This is a genomic window from Methanosphaera sp. WGK6 (assembly GCF_001729965.1).
Taxonomy (GTDB): Archaea; Methanobacteriota; Methanobacteria; order Methanobacteriales; family Methanobacteriaceae; genus Methanosphaera.
The window spans coordinates 72671-90635 of record NZ_JRWK01000002.1 but is presented as its reverse complement, the minus strand read 5'-3'; the positions used below and the strand labels follow the sequence as shown (position 1 = coordinate 90635).

The window sequence follows — 17965 nt, the reverse complement described above, 5'->3', positions numbered from 1 at the left end:
ATATAAAAAATATAATAATAAATAAGTATATAGACTAAGTCTATGGTAATTTATAATCTGATATTAAGAGATTATTATAATAGAATATGACTAAAGTCATGAGTATCTAAATTCTTTTATAAAAAACAACTATTCTTGTTTTATTTACCAGTAAGACTGGACGGAACTTTACAAATCAATAGATTTAAATTTTTATAACCTTAAAAACTTATTTAGTACTAATAAAAAATATTTTAAAAAAAGATAACCCCCTAAAATCAAGTAATGTTACACTGAATTTAATAAAGATTATAAGAATTTGCTGTAACAATAAAACTAATATTTAATTAAAAAAAAATGGAGAAAGTGATATAATGGCAAAAGCAAGAAGACGAGTACGTGACACCTGGAAAGAAAAAATTTGGTATGAAATTTTAGCACCAGCAGAATTTGATGAAGCTAGTTTAGGAACAAGTCCAGCAAAAGAACCAGAAATGCTTGTTGGTCGTAAAATTGAAACATCAATGCGTGAAATTACTGGTGATTTCAGTAGACAGTATGTAAAATTATTCTTTGAAGTAGACCATGTAAGTGGAGAAGTAGCACACACAATATTTACAGGACATAAAGTAACAACAGACTATGTACGTAGTATGATTAGAAGAGGTACAAGTAGAATTGATACCATCACAAATGCTACCACAAAAGATGGTAAAAAAGTTAATGTACATATGTTAGCTATTACTGTGAAAAGAGCAAAAGCTTCACAACAAAGACTTATCAGAGAAACTATGCAAAACATGATTTTAGAAAATGCTGCTGAGAAAAACCTTGATGAACTAGTAAAAGAGATTATTTCAGGTAAATTTGCATCCAGCATATACCATGAAGCTAAAAAAATATACCCACTTAAAAAAGTAGAAACAATCAAAACAAAAGTACTTTAAGGGATTAGTTTTAAAAATAGAAAACTATTAACTTTATTATAACCGCCTTCTTTTTTTCTTTAATTTTTTTATACAAAAATATTATATTAACAAGACACAGAAATTATTATATGATACAATTAATATTTCTTATAATTTGTGTAATATTCGGAATCATAGTATACTTAAGTGGTGCACTTGATTTACTAGGCTCATTTTTTGTTACAATTATTGGAATATTTATTGTGCTATCCAGAGGTTTTAACTGGTTAGCAATACTTTTACTATTTCTTATATTAGGTTCAGCGTTTACTCAATTTAAAAAAGATTATAAAAGACGTATAGGCCTAGTTCATGAAAAACGTACTATAAGAAATGTTATTTCAAATGGGATAATCCCCGTGATTATGGCAATATTTGGAAATTATGCTGGTTTTATAGGTGCAATAGCAACAGCAATTGCAGATACCATGGCAAGCGAAATAGGAGTACTAAGTGAACCAGTATTAATTACAACTAAAGAACATGTGAAACCTGGAACTGATGGAGGAATTTCCCTTCTTGGAACAGTAGCAGGATTAATAGGAGCTCTAATAATAGGAGTTTCAGCCTTTATAGTAAATGTATCCCCAGACATTACCCACAGTATTTGTATAGCAATCATAGCAGGATTTATTGGTTGCTTTGCAGATAGTCTTCTTGGTGCAACATTAGAACGTAATGGGTTATTTAACAATGAACATGTTAATTTAACCGCCACAATAATTGGAGCATTAGTTGGTATCATTATAACAATTGGAGCATGAAAAAATGAAAGGAATTATATTTGTAATAGATGGAATGGGTGACCGCCCAATGAAAGAACTTGGTGACAAAACACCATTAGAAAGTGCAAGAACTCCATCAATGGATAAAATGGTTAAAGAAGGTATAACTGGTATTATGGACACTATACGTCCAGGAGTTAGACCTGGAAGTGATACAGCACACTTAACATTATTAGGATATGATCCTTATGAAGTATACACTGGAAGAGGACCTTTTGAAGCTGCAGGTGTAAATGTAGATGTGAAACCAGGTGATATTGCATTTAGATGTAATTTTTCAACTGCAGATGACAACATGATAATTACAGATAGGCGTGCAGGACGAATTAACAAAGACACAGATAAACTAACTGAAACCCTAAATCAAATGAAAATTGATGATAATGTAGAAATCATATTCAAAGAATCCGATGCACATAGAGGAGTTTTAGTACTTAGAGGAGAAGGTTTATCTGATAAAATTTCAGATGCTGATCCTAAACATGAAGGAAACAAACCAAAAATTGTTAAAGCATTAGATAACTCTGAAGAAGCAAAATATACTGCAGATATTGTAAATCAATTTGTAAACAAATCATATGAAATGTTAAAAAATCACCCAGTGAATATTGAAAGAATTAAAGAAGGTGAAAATCCTGCAAACATAGTTCTTCCAAGAGGTGTAGGTGCAGTACCTCATGTAGAACCTTTTGAAGAAAAATATGGTTTAAAAGGAGTTTGTGTTGCTGAAACAGGACTTATTAAAGGAATAGCTAAAATTGCAGGCATGGATATTATAAATATACCTGGAGCTACAGGTGGAATCGATACAGATATTGATAGTGTACATAAACACATTATTGATACTGTAAAAAGTGATAAATATGATTTTATCCTAGTAAATGTAGATGGTGCAGATGAAGCTGGACATGATGGAGACATATTTGGTAAAAGAGATTTCATAGAAAAAGTAGATAATATTATGAAGGATTTAAGTGAAATGGACGATATTGTATTGTTTGTTACTGCAGACCATTCAACACCAGTAAGTGTGATGGACCATACAGGTGATCCAGTACCTGTATTTATGAAAGCACCAGGATTACGTGTGGATGACATTACAGAATATGGTGAAAGACAAGCAGCCAAAGGTGGATTATGTCGTATAAGAGGATCTGATGTAATGTACATAATTCGTGACTTAATGAATGTTGTAACTAAATTTGGAGCTTAAAAAGTAAGATAAATAAAAATCTTACTTATTTTTTCTTTAATTACTTATTTAAAAAAATTAAACAACTATTTCTAAAACAATTATAAACATACTTATTAATCAATATTTTAAAAGAGGAGTATTAAATAATGGATAATATACCAAAATTATTTGGAACCTCAGGAATTAGAGGCAAATATCAAGACGAAATTACATTAGAATTAGCTTTAGATGTTGCTAGAGCACTAGCTAAATATATTGGAGGAGAAGATAAAAAAGTAGTAATAGGTTATGACACTAGAACAACAGGTAAACTCATAGCACATATTATGACTGCAGGACTAGAACAATCAGGATGTAATGTACTGCTTTTAGGTATGGTTCCAACACCTACAGTAGGTTATGCAACACTAAAAAAAGAAGCTGATGCAGGAATTATGATTACTGCTTCACATAATCCTTCACAATACAATGGTATTAAACTATGGAATGCTGATGGTTTAGCATATAAACAAGAACAAGAACGTGAAATAGAACGAATTGTTTATGAAAAAGAATTTAATTTAGTAGGCTGGGATAAAATAGGAAAGGAATATGATATTAGTTCTTTCAAAGAAGAATATATTAACGATATTATAAAAATTTCAGAAATTGATCCTGAAAAACCATTGAAAGTTGTTGTAGATTGTGCTAGTGGAGCAGGATCCTATTTATCACCAGAAGCACTGAGAAAATCAGGAATGAATGTAATTACTTTAAATTCACAACCAGATGGTTTCTTCCCCGGACGTAACCCCGAACCAAACAGCGATAATCTTCAAGAATTAATGAAAACAGTGAAAACAATTGGAGCTGATGTTGGTTTAGCTCATGATGGTGATGCCGATCGTATGATTGCTGTTGATGAAAATGGAAATTTATCCGACTTTGATAAATTATTAACAATAATTGCTAAAGAATTTGGAGGTACTGTTGTTACAACTGTTGATGCATCAGCTTGTCTTGATACCGAAATGGAAAAAATTGGAGGCACAGTTCTTAGAACACCCGTTGGAGATGTTCATGTAGCAGAATCAATTAATGAAAATAATGGAACATTTGGTGGTGAACCTTCAGGTACATGGTTACATCCCGATTTCTGTATGTGTCCAGATGGTCTTCTTTCAGGTTTAAGAATTGTTAGATGTATACAAAAAAATGGTAAATTATCAGAACAATTGAATGCAATTGAAAACTACCCAACTATTAGAGAAAAAATTACTTGTGAAAATAATAAAAAAGATGAAGTTATGAAAGTAGTATCTTCAGACTTTAAAAACGAATTCAATGATGTTACTGAAATACTCACCATTGATGGTGTACGTATCAAATTTAAAGATGGAAGTTGGGTTTTAATAAGACCTTCTGGAACTGAACCATACATTAGAATAACTGCTGAAGGTAAAACTCAAGAACACTTAAATGATATCGAAAAAATATCAAAAAAATTCCTCAATAACCTAATTTAATTTTTTTTAATCTCCTCTCTTTTTTATAAAAAGTTTAATATCATTTTAAACTCACCAAATATTTGATTAAGATTTAATATTAATGGATTACTAATATTAATATAATAAAATATAAGGGAGAAAACTAATGAAAGCTGTAATTTTAACTGCCGGTGAAGGAACAAGAATGCGTCCATTAACAACAACAAGACCTAAAACTATGCTAATCACAGGCGGTAAACCATTAATACAATATAATATCGAATCATTAAAAAATGCTGGGATAAAAGACATAACCCTTGTTGTAGGATATAAAAAAGAAATTATTGAAGAATATTTCGGCGATGGTAGTAAATTTGGAGTAAATATAACATACGCTGTACAAGATGGACAACTAGGAACAGCACATGCTATAGGTAGTGCTGAAGAATACATAGATGAAAGTTTTATTGTTTTAAATGGAGATATTATTGTTAGTTATGATTTAATTAGAAATTTAATTGAAAAATATGCTACTAGAACAGATAATAGTGTTAAATCTGTTTTAACATTGATTGAAGTAGATAATCCTTCAAATTACGGTATTGTTTCTATGCAAAATGATAAAATAGTTGAAATTATTGAAAAACCAGCTATTGAAGATGCTCCAAGTAATCTAGCAAATGCGGGAATTTACTTATTCAGTCCCGAAATTTTTGAGGCTATACGAAAAACAGAAAAGTCAAAACGAGGCGAATATGAGATTACTGACTCATTAGACATTGAACTACAAGAAGGATGGGAAATACTAGGTTTAGTTTCAAAAGAACCCTGGATGGATGTAGGAAGACCATGGGAATTATTAAAATGTAATCAAGATTTTCTTGAAAAAATGGAAAACTCTATTGAAGGTGAAATAGAAGAAAATGTTACTATCCATGGCCCCGTACATTTAGGTAAAAATAGTATTATTAGATCTGGTTGTTACATTCAAGGCCCTGTATTTATAGGTGAAAACTGTGATGTTGGACCAAATACATATCTCAGGCCATATACATGCCTTTGCAATAATGTTGATGTAGGTAATGCTGTTGAAATTAAAAATAGTATTATAATGGATGGAACTAATGTTAACCATTTATCTTATGTAGGAGATTCAGTTATTGGAGTTAATTGTAATTTAGGTGCTGGAACTAACCTTGCAAATTTAAGATTTGATGATAAACATGTGACTGTAACTATTAAAGGGAAAAAAATTGACTCAGGTCTTAGAAAATTAGGTGCAATTTTTGGTGATGGTGTAAAAACCGGAATTAATACTAGTGTAAACCCTGGTGTAAAAATAGGTAATAATTCATTTATTAATGCAGGATGTGTTTTATATACAGACATTGATTCTAATACATTAGTCTCTACAAAAACTAATCTTACTTTAAAAAAAATAATTCCTAAAAATGAAGAATAACTTCTTCATCAACACTTCTTTTTTTATAAAAAAATTTAATATACATTATTTATTGAAAAATAACTATTAATTTAGTTAAAAATTAGATAAAAATAAAAAATATATACTATGACATAATTATATATTATCATAATAGTCTCGGAAGTACTTTTCTGATTAATAGATAAGTTAGACTAATAATAAGTATAAAAAGATAATGTATTCTAAATAACATTTAAAATAAATTATATTTAAAAAATAATAATTATAAAGAAATTTAGAAAGACAATACTAAATAATAGGTGATTTATTTGAGTGAAACTATAGTAATCTCCCCAACTAGCCGTCAAGAGGGACATGCCGAATTATCAATGGAAGTTGACGAAAATGGAATAGTAACTACAGGACGTTATTTCAGTATTACACCAGTACGTGGCATTGAAAAAATGGTTATAGGAAAAAGACCTGAAACAGCTCCAGTACTAGTTCAAAGAATTTGTGGAGTTTGTCCCGTTACACATACTCTTTCTTCTGTAGAAGCTATTGATGATTCATTGAAAATAGAAATTCCTAAAGCAGCACGAATTTTAAGAGAAATGTGTCTTAATGCACATATGATAAATAGTCATGCAATTCATCATTTTCTAATAGCACCTGATTTTGTACCTGAAAATCAGTATAATGAAGTAGTTAAAAATGTATCTGAAATAAGAAAACAAGCACAATACATTGAAGACTCTGTTGGTGGAGAAGGAATTCATCCATCAGATATAAGAATTGGTGGAATGGCACATAACATAACAAAAAATACCAAAAATAAAATAAAAACACGTATTGAAGGTCTTATGAATTTACTTGAAAAACATGTTGAAACAATGGAAGGATTTATCCAAGACAAAGATTTTCCTAAAGGATTAGGTACACATACACAACCAATATTTGCATCTGATGACACATATGGATCTAGAACTGCAATTTCAATGAATGATATTGAAGAAATATTACCAAGTTCATGGTATGATGATCCAAAAATAGGTGAAAAAGCTTGCTCACAAATACCAAGATATAAAGGAGAAGTTGTTGAAACAGGTCCAAGAGCAAGAGCTGCTAAATTCCGTAAATTTAAAGAAACAGGAGTTAAAGCACAACACCTTGCACGTGCAAAAGAAATGATAAATTCTGCAGAAAAAATAATTGAATTAGTTGACCAACTTGACCCTTCAGCACAAGTTATGGCTAAATTCACATTAGAAGGTACTGACCGTTTAGGTGTAGGTGTTATTGAAGGACCTCGAGGAACAAACATACATACTGCAAAAATATCATCACAAGGATATATTAGTGATTACAGAGCTATTGTACCAACCACTTGGAATATTCCAACAATGGGATATGCAACAGAAAACTTCCATTATGAGTATGCACCTCATGTAATTAGAGCATATGATCCATGTTTATCCTGCGCTACTCATATGGTTATTAAAGATGATGAAACTAAAAAAATAATAAAAGAAGACATGGTTCAATTATAAAATGAAGGAATTTTATGTCATATAATCATGAAAACTTAATAGTAGGGTGTGGAAATATCCTTTTTGGTGATGATGGTTTTGGACCTGAAGTTATCAAATACATGAAAGAGAATAATATAAAATTAAATGGAGATACTTGTCTGATTGATGGTGGAACTAGTGCTCCCCATTATATTTTCACATTACCACAAGATAAATGGAAAAATATTATTATCATAGATATTGCTTCTATGAATGAAAAACCTGGGACAATAGATATTTTAGAATTAAATCAAATAAAAGAAGAAGAAAGATATATGGATGTTCATGGTATATCTGCAACATATCCTTTACACAGCTTAAAAGGTAAAGTAAACATTAAAATAATAGCATGTCAACCTGAAAATGTCCCATCAGATATGAAAATTGGTTTAAGTGAAGTACTACTAGAAAATATACCTAAAACTGTGGAAATCACTATTAAAGTTTTGAATGATATGTTAAAAGGAGTTTAATAATAATTAAAGGTGAGAATTGTGTTTGAAAAACTCAAAAAAAGATTAAGTAATGAAAATAATACTATAAAAAATAACTCTCCAAATAAATCCGGAGATAAATTAAAAATAGGATATATCCACTTATCTGGATGTACTGGTGATTTAATGTCATTTACTGAAAATTATGATGATTTCGCTGATTTACTCAATGCAGTTGATATTGTATATGGACAAACATTAGTAGATTGTTGGGAAATGCCTGAAATGGATTTAGTACTAATTGAGGGGTCAGTATGTTTAGAAGATAAACACTCAATAAAAGAATTACAAGAAGCTAGAAATAAATCCAAACTTTTAGTTGCTCTAGGATCCTGTGCTGCTACTGGAGGATTTACAGTTTATGCAAAAGGAGGACAACAAGCTCAACCACAACATGCATCTTTTTTAGCATTGCAACATTTAGTGAAAGTAGACCTTGCAATTCCAGGATGTCCTCCTTCACCCGAAATGATTAAAAAAGTATTACTTGCAGCTATAAATAATGATATGGATTATTTACAACCATTCCTTGATTTTGCTGGAAACAAAGAAGCATGTGGCTGTGACTTACAGAAAAAAATAGTAAATCAGTCCATTTGTATTGGTTGTGGAGCTTGTGCTGCAGCATGTCCTACTAGAGCTATGACTATGAAAGATGGTAGACCTTCATTTAATTGTGATCGTTGTGTGAAATGTGGATTATGTTATTATCAATGTACACGTAGTTGGTGGCCAATAGATCAAATTAATAAAGAAATAGGATTTAAGGAGGAAGTATAAATGATACATGATTCAATTTTAGGCCCATATCAAGAAATTATAACTGCAAAAGCTAAAGATAATAAAGTTACAAGTAAATCTCAAGATGGAGGAATTGTATCATCCATAATGATATATGCATTAGAAAAAAATATTATTGATGGTACTATTGTAGCTGTTCCTAGTAAAGAAGACCCATGGAATCCAGAACCAATGATTGCAACAACGAAAAAAGAAATCCTTAAAGGAGCTGGAACAAAATACACCATGTGTCCTAACCTTTCTTTAATTAAAGAAGCAACACGTGAATATGGTCTTGAAAAAATAGGAACTATTGGAACTCCCTGTCAAGTTATGGGATTACGTAAAATGCAAACATATCCTATGGGTGTAAGAAATGTAACTGATAAAATTGCATTATCTCTGGGTATTTACTGTATGGAAAACTTCCCCTATGAATCCATAAAAACATTTATTCAAGATAAAGTTGGTGTAAAACCATCACAAGTTACAAAAATGAATATTACTAAAGGTAAATTATTTATCACACATACTGAAGGTGAAGGTAAAATACCTCTAAAAGAAACTCATGGATATGAACAAAGTGGATGTAACTATTGTATGGATTATGTTGCAGAATTAGCAGATATTTCTTGTGGATCAGTAGGTGCTAAACCGGGATGGTCCACCATTATAAAACGTACAGATAAAGGAAAATCATTAATTGATCAAGCTATTGAAGACAATGTTCTTGAAACTGCACCTATTGATGAAGGTAAATTTGGATTAGAAATGCTTAATAAACTAGCTTCTAATAAAAAGAAGAAAAATCAAAAAAATATTGATAAAAAACTAGATTTAGGTCTTAATATCCCATTCACTCATTCTAGTAAAAAAGAAAATCCTTATGAGAATAGGTAAACATCTTTTTTTCTCTTTTTATTTTTTCCTAAAAAAAATTTTGATATAACAAAATATTTATATACTCCTAGAATACAATATAAAAATTGACTAAAGTTTAGGTTAACCTTAATTCATAGGAATATATAAAGTTTAGTCAATGAGTTAGAAATAACAAGACCACACCATATTAAAAGAATTAAATAACATATTACTCCTACACAATAAACAAAAATAGTTCAAATAAAGGACTTATCACCTATTATTATAAAAAAATAATTCTTTTAATATTTATTTATAACTCAAAAATTAAAAAAAACTCCCTAAAAAAAGAAAAATACTAAAATATAATAATTTAAATCTTAGTTTATAGTATAAATCACTTTTTTATTAAAAATTACAAAAAATCAAGTATTATTATATATTAAATACCAATATTCTTTTAATTGTTGATCATACAGTTCATAAAAAGGAAATTCTTGTTTTATAATCTTAAAAAAATCATTATTATGTGCTAAAATAATCAAATGAGTTAATTCATGATATACAATATATGCAATTAACTCTTCAGGTAAAAAACGAAGATCCTTAGATAATGTCACATTACCTAAACTACTACAACTACCCCATTTTGTAGTCATGCACCTAAATTGTAATCTATTTACATGCACATTTAACAAATCTTGATATTTATCAATATAACTATCCACAATTAATCTAAGTTCAGTTAATGTTCTATTAATCAAAGTCTTATTTTCAGTTTGTTTTTTTAGCTCATTATGTACCTTATCATATTCAATCAATTTATTATAAATCCAGTCTTCTTTTCTACGAACACAATCTTCCACATCAACATCATAACGTTTAGGTAATACTACCTTAAGTTTACCTTCACGTAGTTCATATCGAATATATTTAACATTACGATAATGAACAGAATATTCTATTTCTCTATCTTTTATTGTGATTTTAAGCATTTTTGTTCTCATAATTATTAGTACTATTATTTATTGAAAAGATAATTTATAAAATAATTGATTATCAATAAAAGTAATAATAGATAAATTACATATTATATTATAAATAGGTAAATTTCAATAAATAAAGCAAACTAGGAATGGAATTATATGAATAATATTAAAGAAGTAGATGTATTAGTTATAGGTGCTGGACCAGCAGGTTCTATTGCAGCAAGAGAAGCTAGTAAAAATGGAGCTAAAACATTAATTATTGATAAAAAATCCGAAATTGGTACTCCAAAACGTTGTGCTGAAGGTATTATGGATGGTGTTCTTGAAAGAGTAGGAATTACACCAGACGAAAGATGGATTGCAAGACATATTGATGGAGCTCGTATAGTATCACCAAATAATACTAGTGCTTGGTTCACATCAGAAAATCTAGAAACACCTGCCACAGGAATTATATTAGAACGAAAAGTATTTGATAAACACGTAACAATGGATGCAATTCGTAATGGTGCTGAAGTAATGATAAAAACAGAAGCTTTATCCATGAAAAAAGAAAATAATTACTTCCTAGTTGATATTAACGGATTTAATAGTGAAATTACCCAAATTAAAGCAAATATTGTTATTGGTGCAGATGGTCCTGAAGGTCATGTTGGTACATGGGCGGGTATTAAAACAAAAGTTCCAGCAAATGAAATGGAATCTGGAATACAATATGAAATGACTAATTTAAAAATGGAAAAAAATGACACTATTGAATTTTATTTTGGAAGTGTGGCTCCTGGAGGATATGCATGGATATTCCCTAAAGGTTATGATTCTGCTAATGTAGGTATTGACATATCAAGTGTTAAATCTACTGAAAGTGCTTTAGAATATCTTAATAATTTTGTCAAAAATAATCCTGCTACAAAGGATGGTCAAATTGTAGAAATTAATACAGGTGGAAATCCATTATGTGGTGTTTTTGATCAAATTATTACAGATAATTTCATGTTAGTAGGTGATGCTGCAGGATGTATTAATCCTATTACTGGAGGAGGTATTGACACAGCACTTGAAAGTGGTATGATAGCAGGACGTGTTGCAGCTAAAGCTATTAAAGAAAATAATTATTCCACACAAATTTTACAAGAATATTCTGATTATGTTGAAGAACATATAGGTAAAAAATTTAGAAAATACATTAACATAAGAGACTTTTTATATAATTTAGAAGATGATGATTTAAATGACTATATTGAAGCATTGAATAAAGCTAATATAACCACTCTTTCCACGAAATCATTACTTAAAGCTGCAATAAAAATATCCCCAAGAAAATTATTAAAATTACGTAAATTATTATAATAATTTACTATTCTCTTTTAAAGAAAAATAAATTCAAAATATATTAATAATAATTAAAAAATTGTTTAAAATTTAACTAAAATCCTATTTTTATGAACACATATTAATTTTAATATAATAATATCTTTTTATATAGTATAGAATAAATATTTTAATATAGCATTGAATAAAGTAAAAGAAATAAAGATAAGTTAAAAATAACAACTTATCTAAATAAATACTTTAAAAATGACTAAATCTTTAAATTAAAAAAATAAAACCCAAATATATTCAAATAAAAAAGGACATATCATTATTTTATTTTAAAATGGTTAAAAACGATATATTTGTTAATTACAGTGAAAAAAAATAAAATTTAAAGTTTATATTTATTAATAAAGGGGAGTTTTAATAAATGATAATAAAAGGAAATATTCTAAATGTATTCACCAACGAAATATATCCTGGAGAAATTGAAATTGAACAGGGAATTATCCAATCAATAAAAGAAGTTAATAAAGATTTTAATGACATTATTGTTCCAGGATTCATTGATTCACATATACATATTGAAAGTTCAATGGTGACACCTTCTAGATTCTCAGAAGTTGCACTTAAACATGGGACAACATCAATTGTTGCAGATCCACATGAAATTGCAAATGTTATGGGAATAGATGGTATTAACTATATGCTTGAAGATGCGAAACATTCACCATTAAACTATTATTTCTCAGCACCATCTTGTGTACCCACAACAAAATTTGAAACTTCTGGAGCTGAAATAGACTCTAAAACAATAGAATCACTATTATCACAACCCGAATTTGTATCATTAGGCGAAGTTATGGATTATAATGCAGTTATAAATGAAAATCCTGAAATGATATCTAAACTTGAAATTGCTAAAAAATATCAAAAACCTATTGATGGACATGCCCCATTACTTAGTGGAAAAAATCTTCAAAAATACATAAAACATGGAATCAGCACAGATCATGAATGTACTAATAAAAAAGAAGCAAGTGAAAAACGAAGAATGGGAATGAAAATAATGATTCGTGAAGGATCAGAAGCACATTCTTTAGAAGAACTTATCCATTCAGATGCAGAGTTTATGGTAACAGATGACCTCAAATCAGAAGACCTTATTAAAGGACATATCGATTACCTATTACGTAAAGCAGTGGATTTGGGAATGGACCCATTTGATGCTATTAAATTAGTAACAATAAATCCTGCAGAGCATTATAATTTAAACACAGGTAGTATTACTCCAGGTAAAAAAGCAAACTTAGTATTTATTGACAATTTAGAAGATTTTAAAGTAAATAGAGTTATTATCAATGGTAATACAATTTTCAAAAAACAAAAATTATTATACCGTGCAAATCCCAAAGCAATTGATACAACATTAAAAATATCTCCTAAAACTACAGCAGATTTCGATTTAAAAGCTAGGAACCCATCACATAAAAGTGCAACTGTGAATGTAATAACCGTGAAAGATGATTCCATAATTACAGGACATACACAAGCAAAATTAAACATAGAAAAAGGTAATATAATACCATCAGTATTTGAAGACATACTCAAAATTAGTGTAATTGAACGTTATGGAGGAAATACAATTATCAATGGTTTTGTAAAAGGATTTGGAATAAAAAATGGAGCTATTGCATCCAGTATAAGTCATGATTCCCATAACATCATAGCTGTTGGAACTAATAGCAAATACATGGCAGAAGCTACCAATAAAATAATTGAAAATAAAGGTGGTATAGTTGCTATTTCAAATAAAGAAAAATTAGATTTAGCACTCCCTATAGCTGGATTAATGAGTAACGCACCTGTGACAGAAGTTGCAGAGACATCAACAAAATTAAATGAACTTGTTTATCAAATGGGATGTTATTTAAGTAGTCCATTTACAACATTATCCTTCATGGCATTACCTGTTGTACCATCCCTTAAAATAACAAATAAAGGACTATTTGATGTTAATGAGAATAAATTTATTGATATTATAAAACATGAAGATTAATTTATTCCAATTTTATTTCATTTTTTAGAATCATTAAAGATTCCAAATGATTTTCCGTTCCTGTTTTTTTTATAATTCGTTCACAATCCACTAATTTTTCACAAAACTTCTCTTTTTCAGAACTAGTCATATAATAAAATCTACTATAATCCACCAATAAATCAATTATTATATTAGTGGCCCTATTAATCAAAGGAATTGTATTTTTTAATTTTTTAAGTTCTAATGGTTCTGCAATTATTTCAGTTAGTACATTTTTCCCATAACTATCTTTAATTTCTATTTCATCCATAAATAATACCCTTGCAATTAGAACATGACTTGTATCTTTTAATATATTATTATTAACATAATCTTCATAATGTAATTGATTTGTAGCTGATTTTACATAAATTAAAGGATTCTGATTTATCTGAATTATGAAATTAGGATTTTGTTTTAAATTGTATAATGTTTTATTTGGAAATAAATTTAAAATTATTTTATTATCATTAATTTTCATCCCAAATGGCTTTGTATGAAAAATACCACATTCAAATGTTGTTATTAATACTTCATAAATAACATTTTCTGAGAATAAATTAATATCATCCATTTTTTCACCTTTTTTTTAAATAATTGAATGTCCACCAAAAATAAATTTTTTGCATATGAACTTTTATTTATTTTACAATTGAAGCCCGAATAGACATTATTAAAAATCAATTTTTGAATTTTGGCGAAGACCCCATTCTTATCTTGAAATAATTACAATAATTTACATTAAAAATATATTACCCCATTATCATATATAATATATAGATAAAAGTAATATATAACAAATTTATAGTATACTAAAAATTAGAAATTGTTATAACTTATTTTAAAGTAATATGGGAATTTATCATGAGCATTGTTGTTATTAATAATTTAGGACAGTATAATCATAGAATATCTAGAACTTTAACATATTTAGGTATAGAAAATAAACTTGTACCTAACACAATAAGTCTAGAAGAACTTGAAAATATGAATCCAAAAGGAATTATATTAGGAGGAGGACCATCTATTGAACGTATAGGTAATTGTAAAGAATTTATTACTAAAATGAACATACCTATTTTAGGAATTTGTTTAGGCCATCAGGCAATTGCCGATGTTTTTGGAGGTAAAATAAAATCTGCAGAAATTGAAAGCTATGCTCAAATAGACATCAATATCATAAAAGAATGTGGATTATTTGAAGGTATTGATGATTCTCTCAAAGTATGGGCTTCACATAAAGATGAAGTAGTTACTTTACCTGAAGAATTTGAAATAGTTGCTACTTCAGATAAATGTGATATAGAAGCTATGAAACATATTGCTAAACCAATATATGGTATTCAATTCCACCCAGAAGTACAGCATACCCCCCGTGGTGGAGAAATATTTGAAAATTTCAATAAAATATGTGACAGGGAATTAGATTTGTAAAGTTGTGTGAATTAAAATGATGATGGATACAGAGAAATTTATTAAAGAATCAATTGAAAAAATAAAAGAAGAAGTTAAAGATGAAAAAGTAATTATAGCTTTATCTGGAGGAGTGGATAGTTCAGTTGCTTCTGTTTTAGCTTCAGAAGCTATAGGTGACCAACTAGAAGCAATTTTTGTAGATCATGGATTACTTAGAAAAAATGAAGCCCAAGAAGTTGAAGAAACATTTAAAGACAGATTAAACTTTAAACTAGTTGATGCTCAAGATGAATTTATTGAAGCATTAAAAGGTGAAACAGATCCTGAGAAAAAACGTGAAATTATTGGTCATAAATTTATAGAAGTTTTTGAAAGAGAAGCCAAAAAATCAGGAGCTACATATCTTTTACAAGGAACTATTGCACCAGATTGGATTGAAAGTGAAGGAAATATTAAGTCACACCATAACCTTACATTACCTGAAGGTTTAGTACTTAAAATTATAGAACCTTTACGTGAATTATACAAAGATGAAGTTAGAGAAGTAGGTTCAGCTCTTAATTTATCTGATAAAATAGTTCATAGACAACCATTCCCAGGACCTGGATTAGCTGTGAGAGTTTTAGGTGACATCACTAAAGAAAAACTTGAAATTTGTAGAGAAGCTAATGCAATATTAACAGAAAATGTTGAAAAAGAAGGACTTGACAAAGATTTATGGCAATACTTTGTTGTTTTAACTAACAGTAAAGTAACAGGAGTTAAAGGAGATCAAAGAGATTTCGGATACCTTGTTGTTATAAGAATGGTTCAATCATTTGATGCTATGACAGCAAACATACCAGACATACCATGGCCATTTTTACATAAAGTTTCACAGGAAATTACAGCTAACGTACCTGAAATAACCCACGTTTCACTATCTTTAAGTAATAAACCACCAGCTACAATTGAATTTGAATAAATAACTTATTTATTCTCATCATTACTTTTTTTAAATTATTTTCTTAGACAAATAAAATATCTGACAAAAGGACTTGATTTTATGCATCATTTGACATCAAAATTAATAATATATAGACAAAATAATGAAAATAATATCTTATTTGAATTAGCAGACATTTTTAAAAAATATGATTTGGATAATTACAATAAAGAAGAACTTATTGAAGAAATTTACATTCAAATAAATAAATTATTATCTCTTGCAACAAGTTATGGATTTAATGAAAATTTATGGCATAATTACATTTCATTTTTAATAACTATGACGGAAAATCCATTTACATTAGTTTCAGAAAAAATTGGTGCTAATACCGGATCTGTGAATGAATTTGCTAAAAATGATTTTAAAATAATAAAACAATTATTTGATTATGATTTTACTAAAATAGAAAAAGAGTTAGATATTAATTGTTTTACAACTATTCAGAACTATCATGCTATAATTAAAAAAGAACAGTTATTTAATAAAGATGTTAGTCTGAAAGTACAAGAACTTAGTAAGTTAATAGAAGAATCTAAAGATGAAAATGAGATTTTTTTAATTGTTACTGAGTTTTATGAAAAGTATGGTGTTGGAAAATTTGGTTTGAACCGAGCATTTAGATTATCTGATGATGATTCACAAGAATTTATAATTCCAATAACATCCCTTGATGATGTTGTTCTAGATGATCTTGTTGGTTATGAAAATCAAAAAGATAAATTAATTAAAAATACTGAAGCATTTGTTCAAGGAAAGAAAGCAAATAATGTATTATTATATGGTGATGCTGGAACTGGAAAATCTACTAGCATTAAAGCTATTTTAAATCAATTCTATGATCAAGGACTTAGAATGATTGAACTCTATAAACATGAAGCTAAATATTTATCAAGAGTAATTTCGGAAATAAAAAATAGAAATTACCATTTTATAATATACATGGATGATCTTTCATTTGAAGAATCTGAAAGTTCATATAAATATTTAAAAGCTTTAATTGAAGGTGGAATTGAAACTAATCCAAGTAATGTTCTTATTTATGCTACATCAAATAGACGTCATTTAATTAAGGAAACATGGAATGAACGTGTTAACACATCATCTGATGAGGAAATGTATCATTCAGATACTATTCGTGAGAAATTATCACTTGTAGATCGTTTTGGAATTTCTATTGGATATTATAAACCTACTATTAAAGAATATTTCAATATTGTAACAACATTAGCTAGAAAATATCCTGAAATAACATTATCTGATGATGAATTAATAAATGAAGCTAATAAATGGTTAATGAACCATGGTGGACCTTCAGGTCGTACTGCTCAACAATTCATATATTATATACTTACAATTATTTAATTAAACCATTATTTTTTTATTATTTTTATTTTAAAGATATTATATTAATATAAAAAATACCATAAATTTTTAGGTATACCAAAACATTTATATACTCAAGAAAGCATATATTAAATTGACTAAGAATTTAGGTATTCCTAAAAAATTGGAAATATAAAATTCTAGTCAACAAACTGAGTTAAACATGAAAGACTATAAACATTTTATTAAAAGACTTTTATAAAAACTATTCATCCTACACAAGATAGTTTAAAAAAAGAAATTTAAATCACCTATATTATAAAAATGTTTAAA

The 17965-nt window shown here is 28.3% G+C and carries 16 protein-coding genes; 14 read left to right on the top strand and 2 right to left on the bottom strand.

Annotated elements, in window-relative coordinates; translation table 11 throughout:
* The first annotated feature begins 353 nt into the window (after window positions 1-353).
* The 9 genes from NL43_RS01475 to frhB all read left to right on the top strand — a co-directional run bounded on the left by NL43_RS01475 (window position 354) and on the right by frhB (window position 9561).
* A complete protein-coding gene (locus NL43_RS01475; protein WP_069592221.1) occupies window positions 354-926 on the top strand; it encodes a 30S ribosomal protein S3ae in 573 nt (190 codons plus the stop codon).
* Between the two features lie 110 nt (window positions 927-1036).
* Entirely contained in the window at window positions 1037-1711 is a 675-nt protein-coding gene (locus NL43_RS01470) for a TIGR00297 family protein (RefSeq protein ID WP_069592220.1), read from the top strand.
* A 4-nt stretch (window positions 1712-1715) separates the two neighbouring features.
* Complete coding sequence (locus tag NL43_RS01465; protein WP_069592219.1) at window positions 1716-2945, top strand: 2,3-bisphosphoglycerate-independent phosphoglycerate mutase; 1230 nt, start codon at window positions 1716-1718, stop codon at window positions 2943-2945.
* A gap of 128 nt (window positions 2946-3073) precedes the next feature.
* Entirely contained in the window at window positions 3074-4432 is a 1359-nt protein-coding gene (gene glmM / locus NL43_RS01460) for a phosphoglucosamine mutase (protein ID WP_069592218.1), read from the top strand.
* Window positions 4433-4559: 127 nt separating this feature from the next.
* Complete coding sequence (glmU, locus tag NL43_RS01455) at window positions 4560-5855, top strand: bifunctional sugar-1-phosphate nucleotidylyltransferase/acetyltransferase (protein WP_069592217.1); 1296 nt, start codon at window positions 4560-4562, stop codon at window positions 5853-5855.
* A 290-nt stretch (window positions 5856-6145) separates the two neighbouring features.
* Window positions 6146-7366, top strand: coding sequence for a coenzyme F420 hydrogenase subunit alpha (frhA, locus tag NL43_RS01450; protein WP_069592215.1), 1221 nt, complete (start codon window positions 6146-6148; stop codon window positions 7364-7366).
* 14 nt (window positions 7367-7380) lie between these two features.
* Entirely contained in the window at window positions 7381-7860 is a 480-nt protein-coding gene (gene frhD, locus NL43_RS01445; RefSeq protein WP_069592214.1) for a coenzyme F420-reducing hydrogenase, FrhD protein, read from the top strand.
* 66 nt (window positions 7861-7926) lie between these two features.
* Complete coding sequence (frhG, locus tag NL43_RS01440; RefSeq protein ID WP_241776196.1) at window positions 7927-8661, top strand: coenzyme F420 hydrogenase subunit gamma; 735 nt, start codon at window positions 7927-7929, stop codon at window positions 8659-8661.
* The gene (gene frhB, locus NL43_RS01435; RefSeq protein WP_069592211.1) at window positions 8662-9561 is read left to right on the top strand and encodes a coenzyme F420 hydrogenase subunit beta; all 900 of its coding nucleotides are present in this window, start codon (window positions 8662-8664) and stop codon (window positions 9559-9561) included.
* Window positions 9562-9947: 386 nt separating this feature from the next.
* Here the strand turns inward: frhB and NL43_RS01430 are convergent, their stop codons facing one another.
* Window positions 9948-10517 (bottom strand): M48 family metallopeptidase, encoded by a 570-nt coding sequence (locus NL43_RS01430; RefSeq protein ID WP_069592210.1) that lies wholly within the window; start codon window positions 10515-10517, stop codon window positions 9948-9950.
* Between the two features lie 150 nt (window positions 10518-10667).
* Here NL43_RS01430 and NL43_RS01425 point away from each other — a divergent pair, with 150 nt between their 5' ends.
* Both NL43_RS01425 and ade read left to right on the top strand, forming a co-directional pair.
* Window positions 10668-11861: an NAD(P)/FAD-dependent oxidoreductase gene (locus tag NL43_RS01425; protein ID WP_084790327.1), complete on the top strand. Its 1194-nt coding sequence runs from the start codon at window positions 10668-10670 to the stop codon at window positions 11859-11861.
* A 394-nt stretch (window positions 11862-12255) separates the two neighbouring features.
* Complete coding sequence (ade, locus tag NL43_RS01420; RefSeq protein ID WP_069592209.1) at window positions 12256-13884, top strand: adenine deaminase; 1629 nt, start codon at window positions 12256-12258, stop codon at window positions 13882-13884.
* A gap of 1 nt (window position 13885) precedes the next feature.
* Here the strand turns inward: ade and NL43_RS01415 are convergent, their stop codons facing one another.
* Window positions 13886-14479, bottom strand: a complete 594-nt coding sequence (locus NL43_RS01415) for a DUF447 domain-containing protein (RefSeq protein WP_069592208.1) — start codon at window positions 14477-14479, stop codon at window positions 13886-13888.
* A 290-nt stretch (window positions 14480-14769) separates the two neighbouring features.
* On the opposite strand from NL43_RS01415, the gene NL43_RS01410 reads away from it, so the two are divergent.
* From NL43_RS01410 to NL43_RS01400, 3 genes are all read left to right on the top strand, one after another.
* On the top strand, window positions 14770-15339 hold the full coding sequence (locus NL43_RS01410) for a GMP synthase subunit A (RefSeq protein WP_069592206.1): 570 nt from the start codon (window positions 14770-14772) through the stop codon (window positions 15337-15339).
* Window positions 15340-15358: 19 nt separating this feature from the next.
* Window positions 15359-16285, top strand: a complete 927-nt coding sequence (gene guaA / locus NL43_RS01405; protein ID WP_069592375.1) for a glutamine-hydrolyzing GMP synthase — start codon at window positions 15359-15361, stop codon at window positions 16283-16285.
* Window positions 16286-16366: 81 nt separating this feature from the next.
* Window positions 16367-17671 carry an ATP-binding protein gene (locus NL43_RS01400; RefSeq protein WP_069592205.1) on the top strand — a complete coding sequence of 435 codons (1305 nt, stop codon included), beginning with the start codon at window positions 16367-16369 and terminating at the stop codon, window positions 17669-17671.
* Window positions 17672-17965 lie beyond the last annotated feature (294 nt).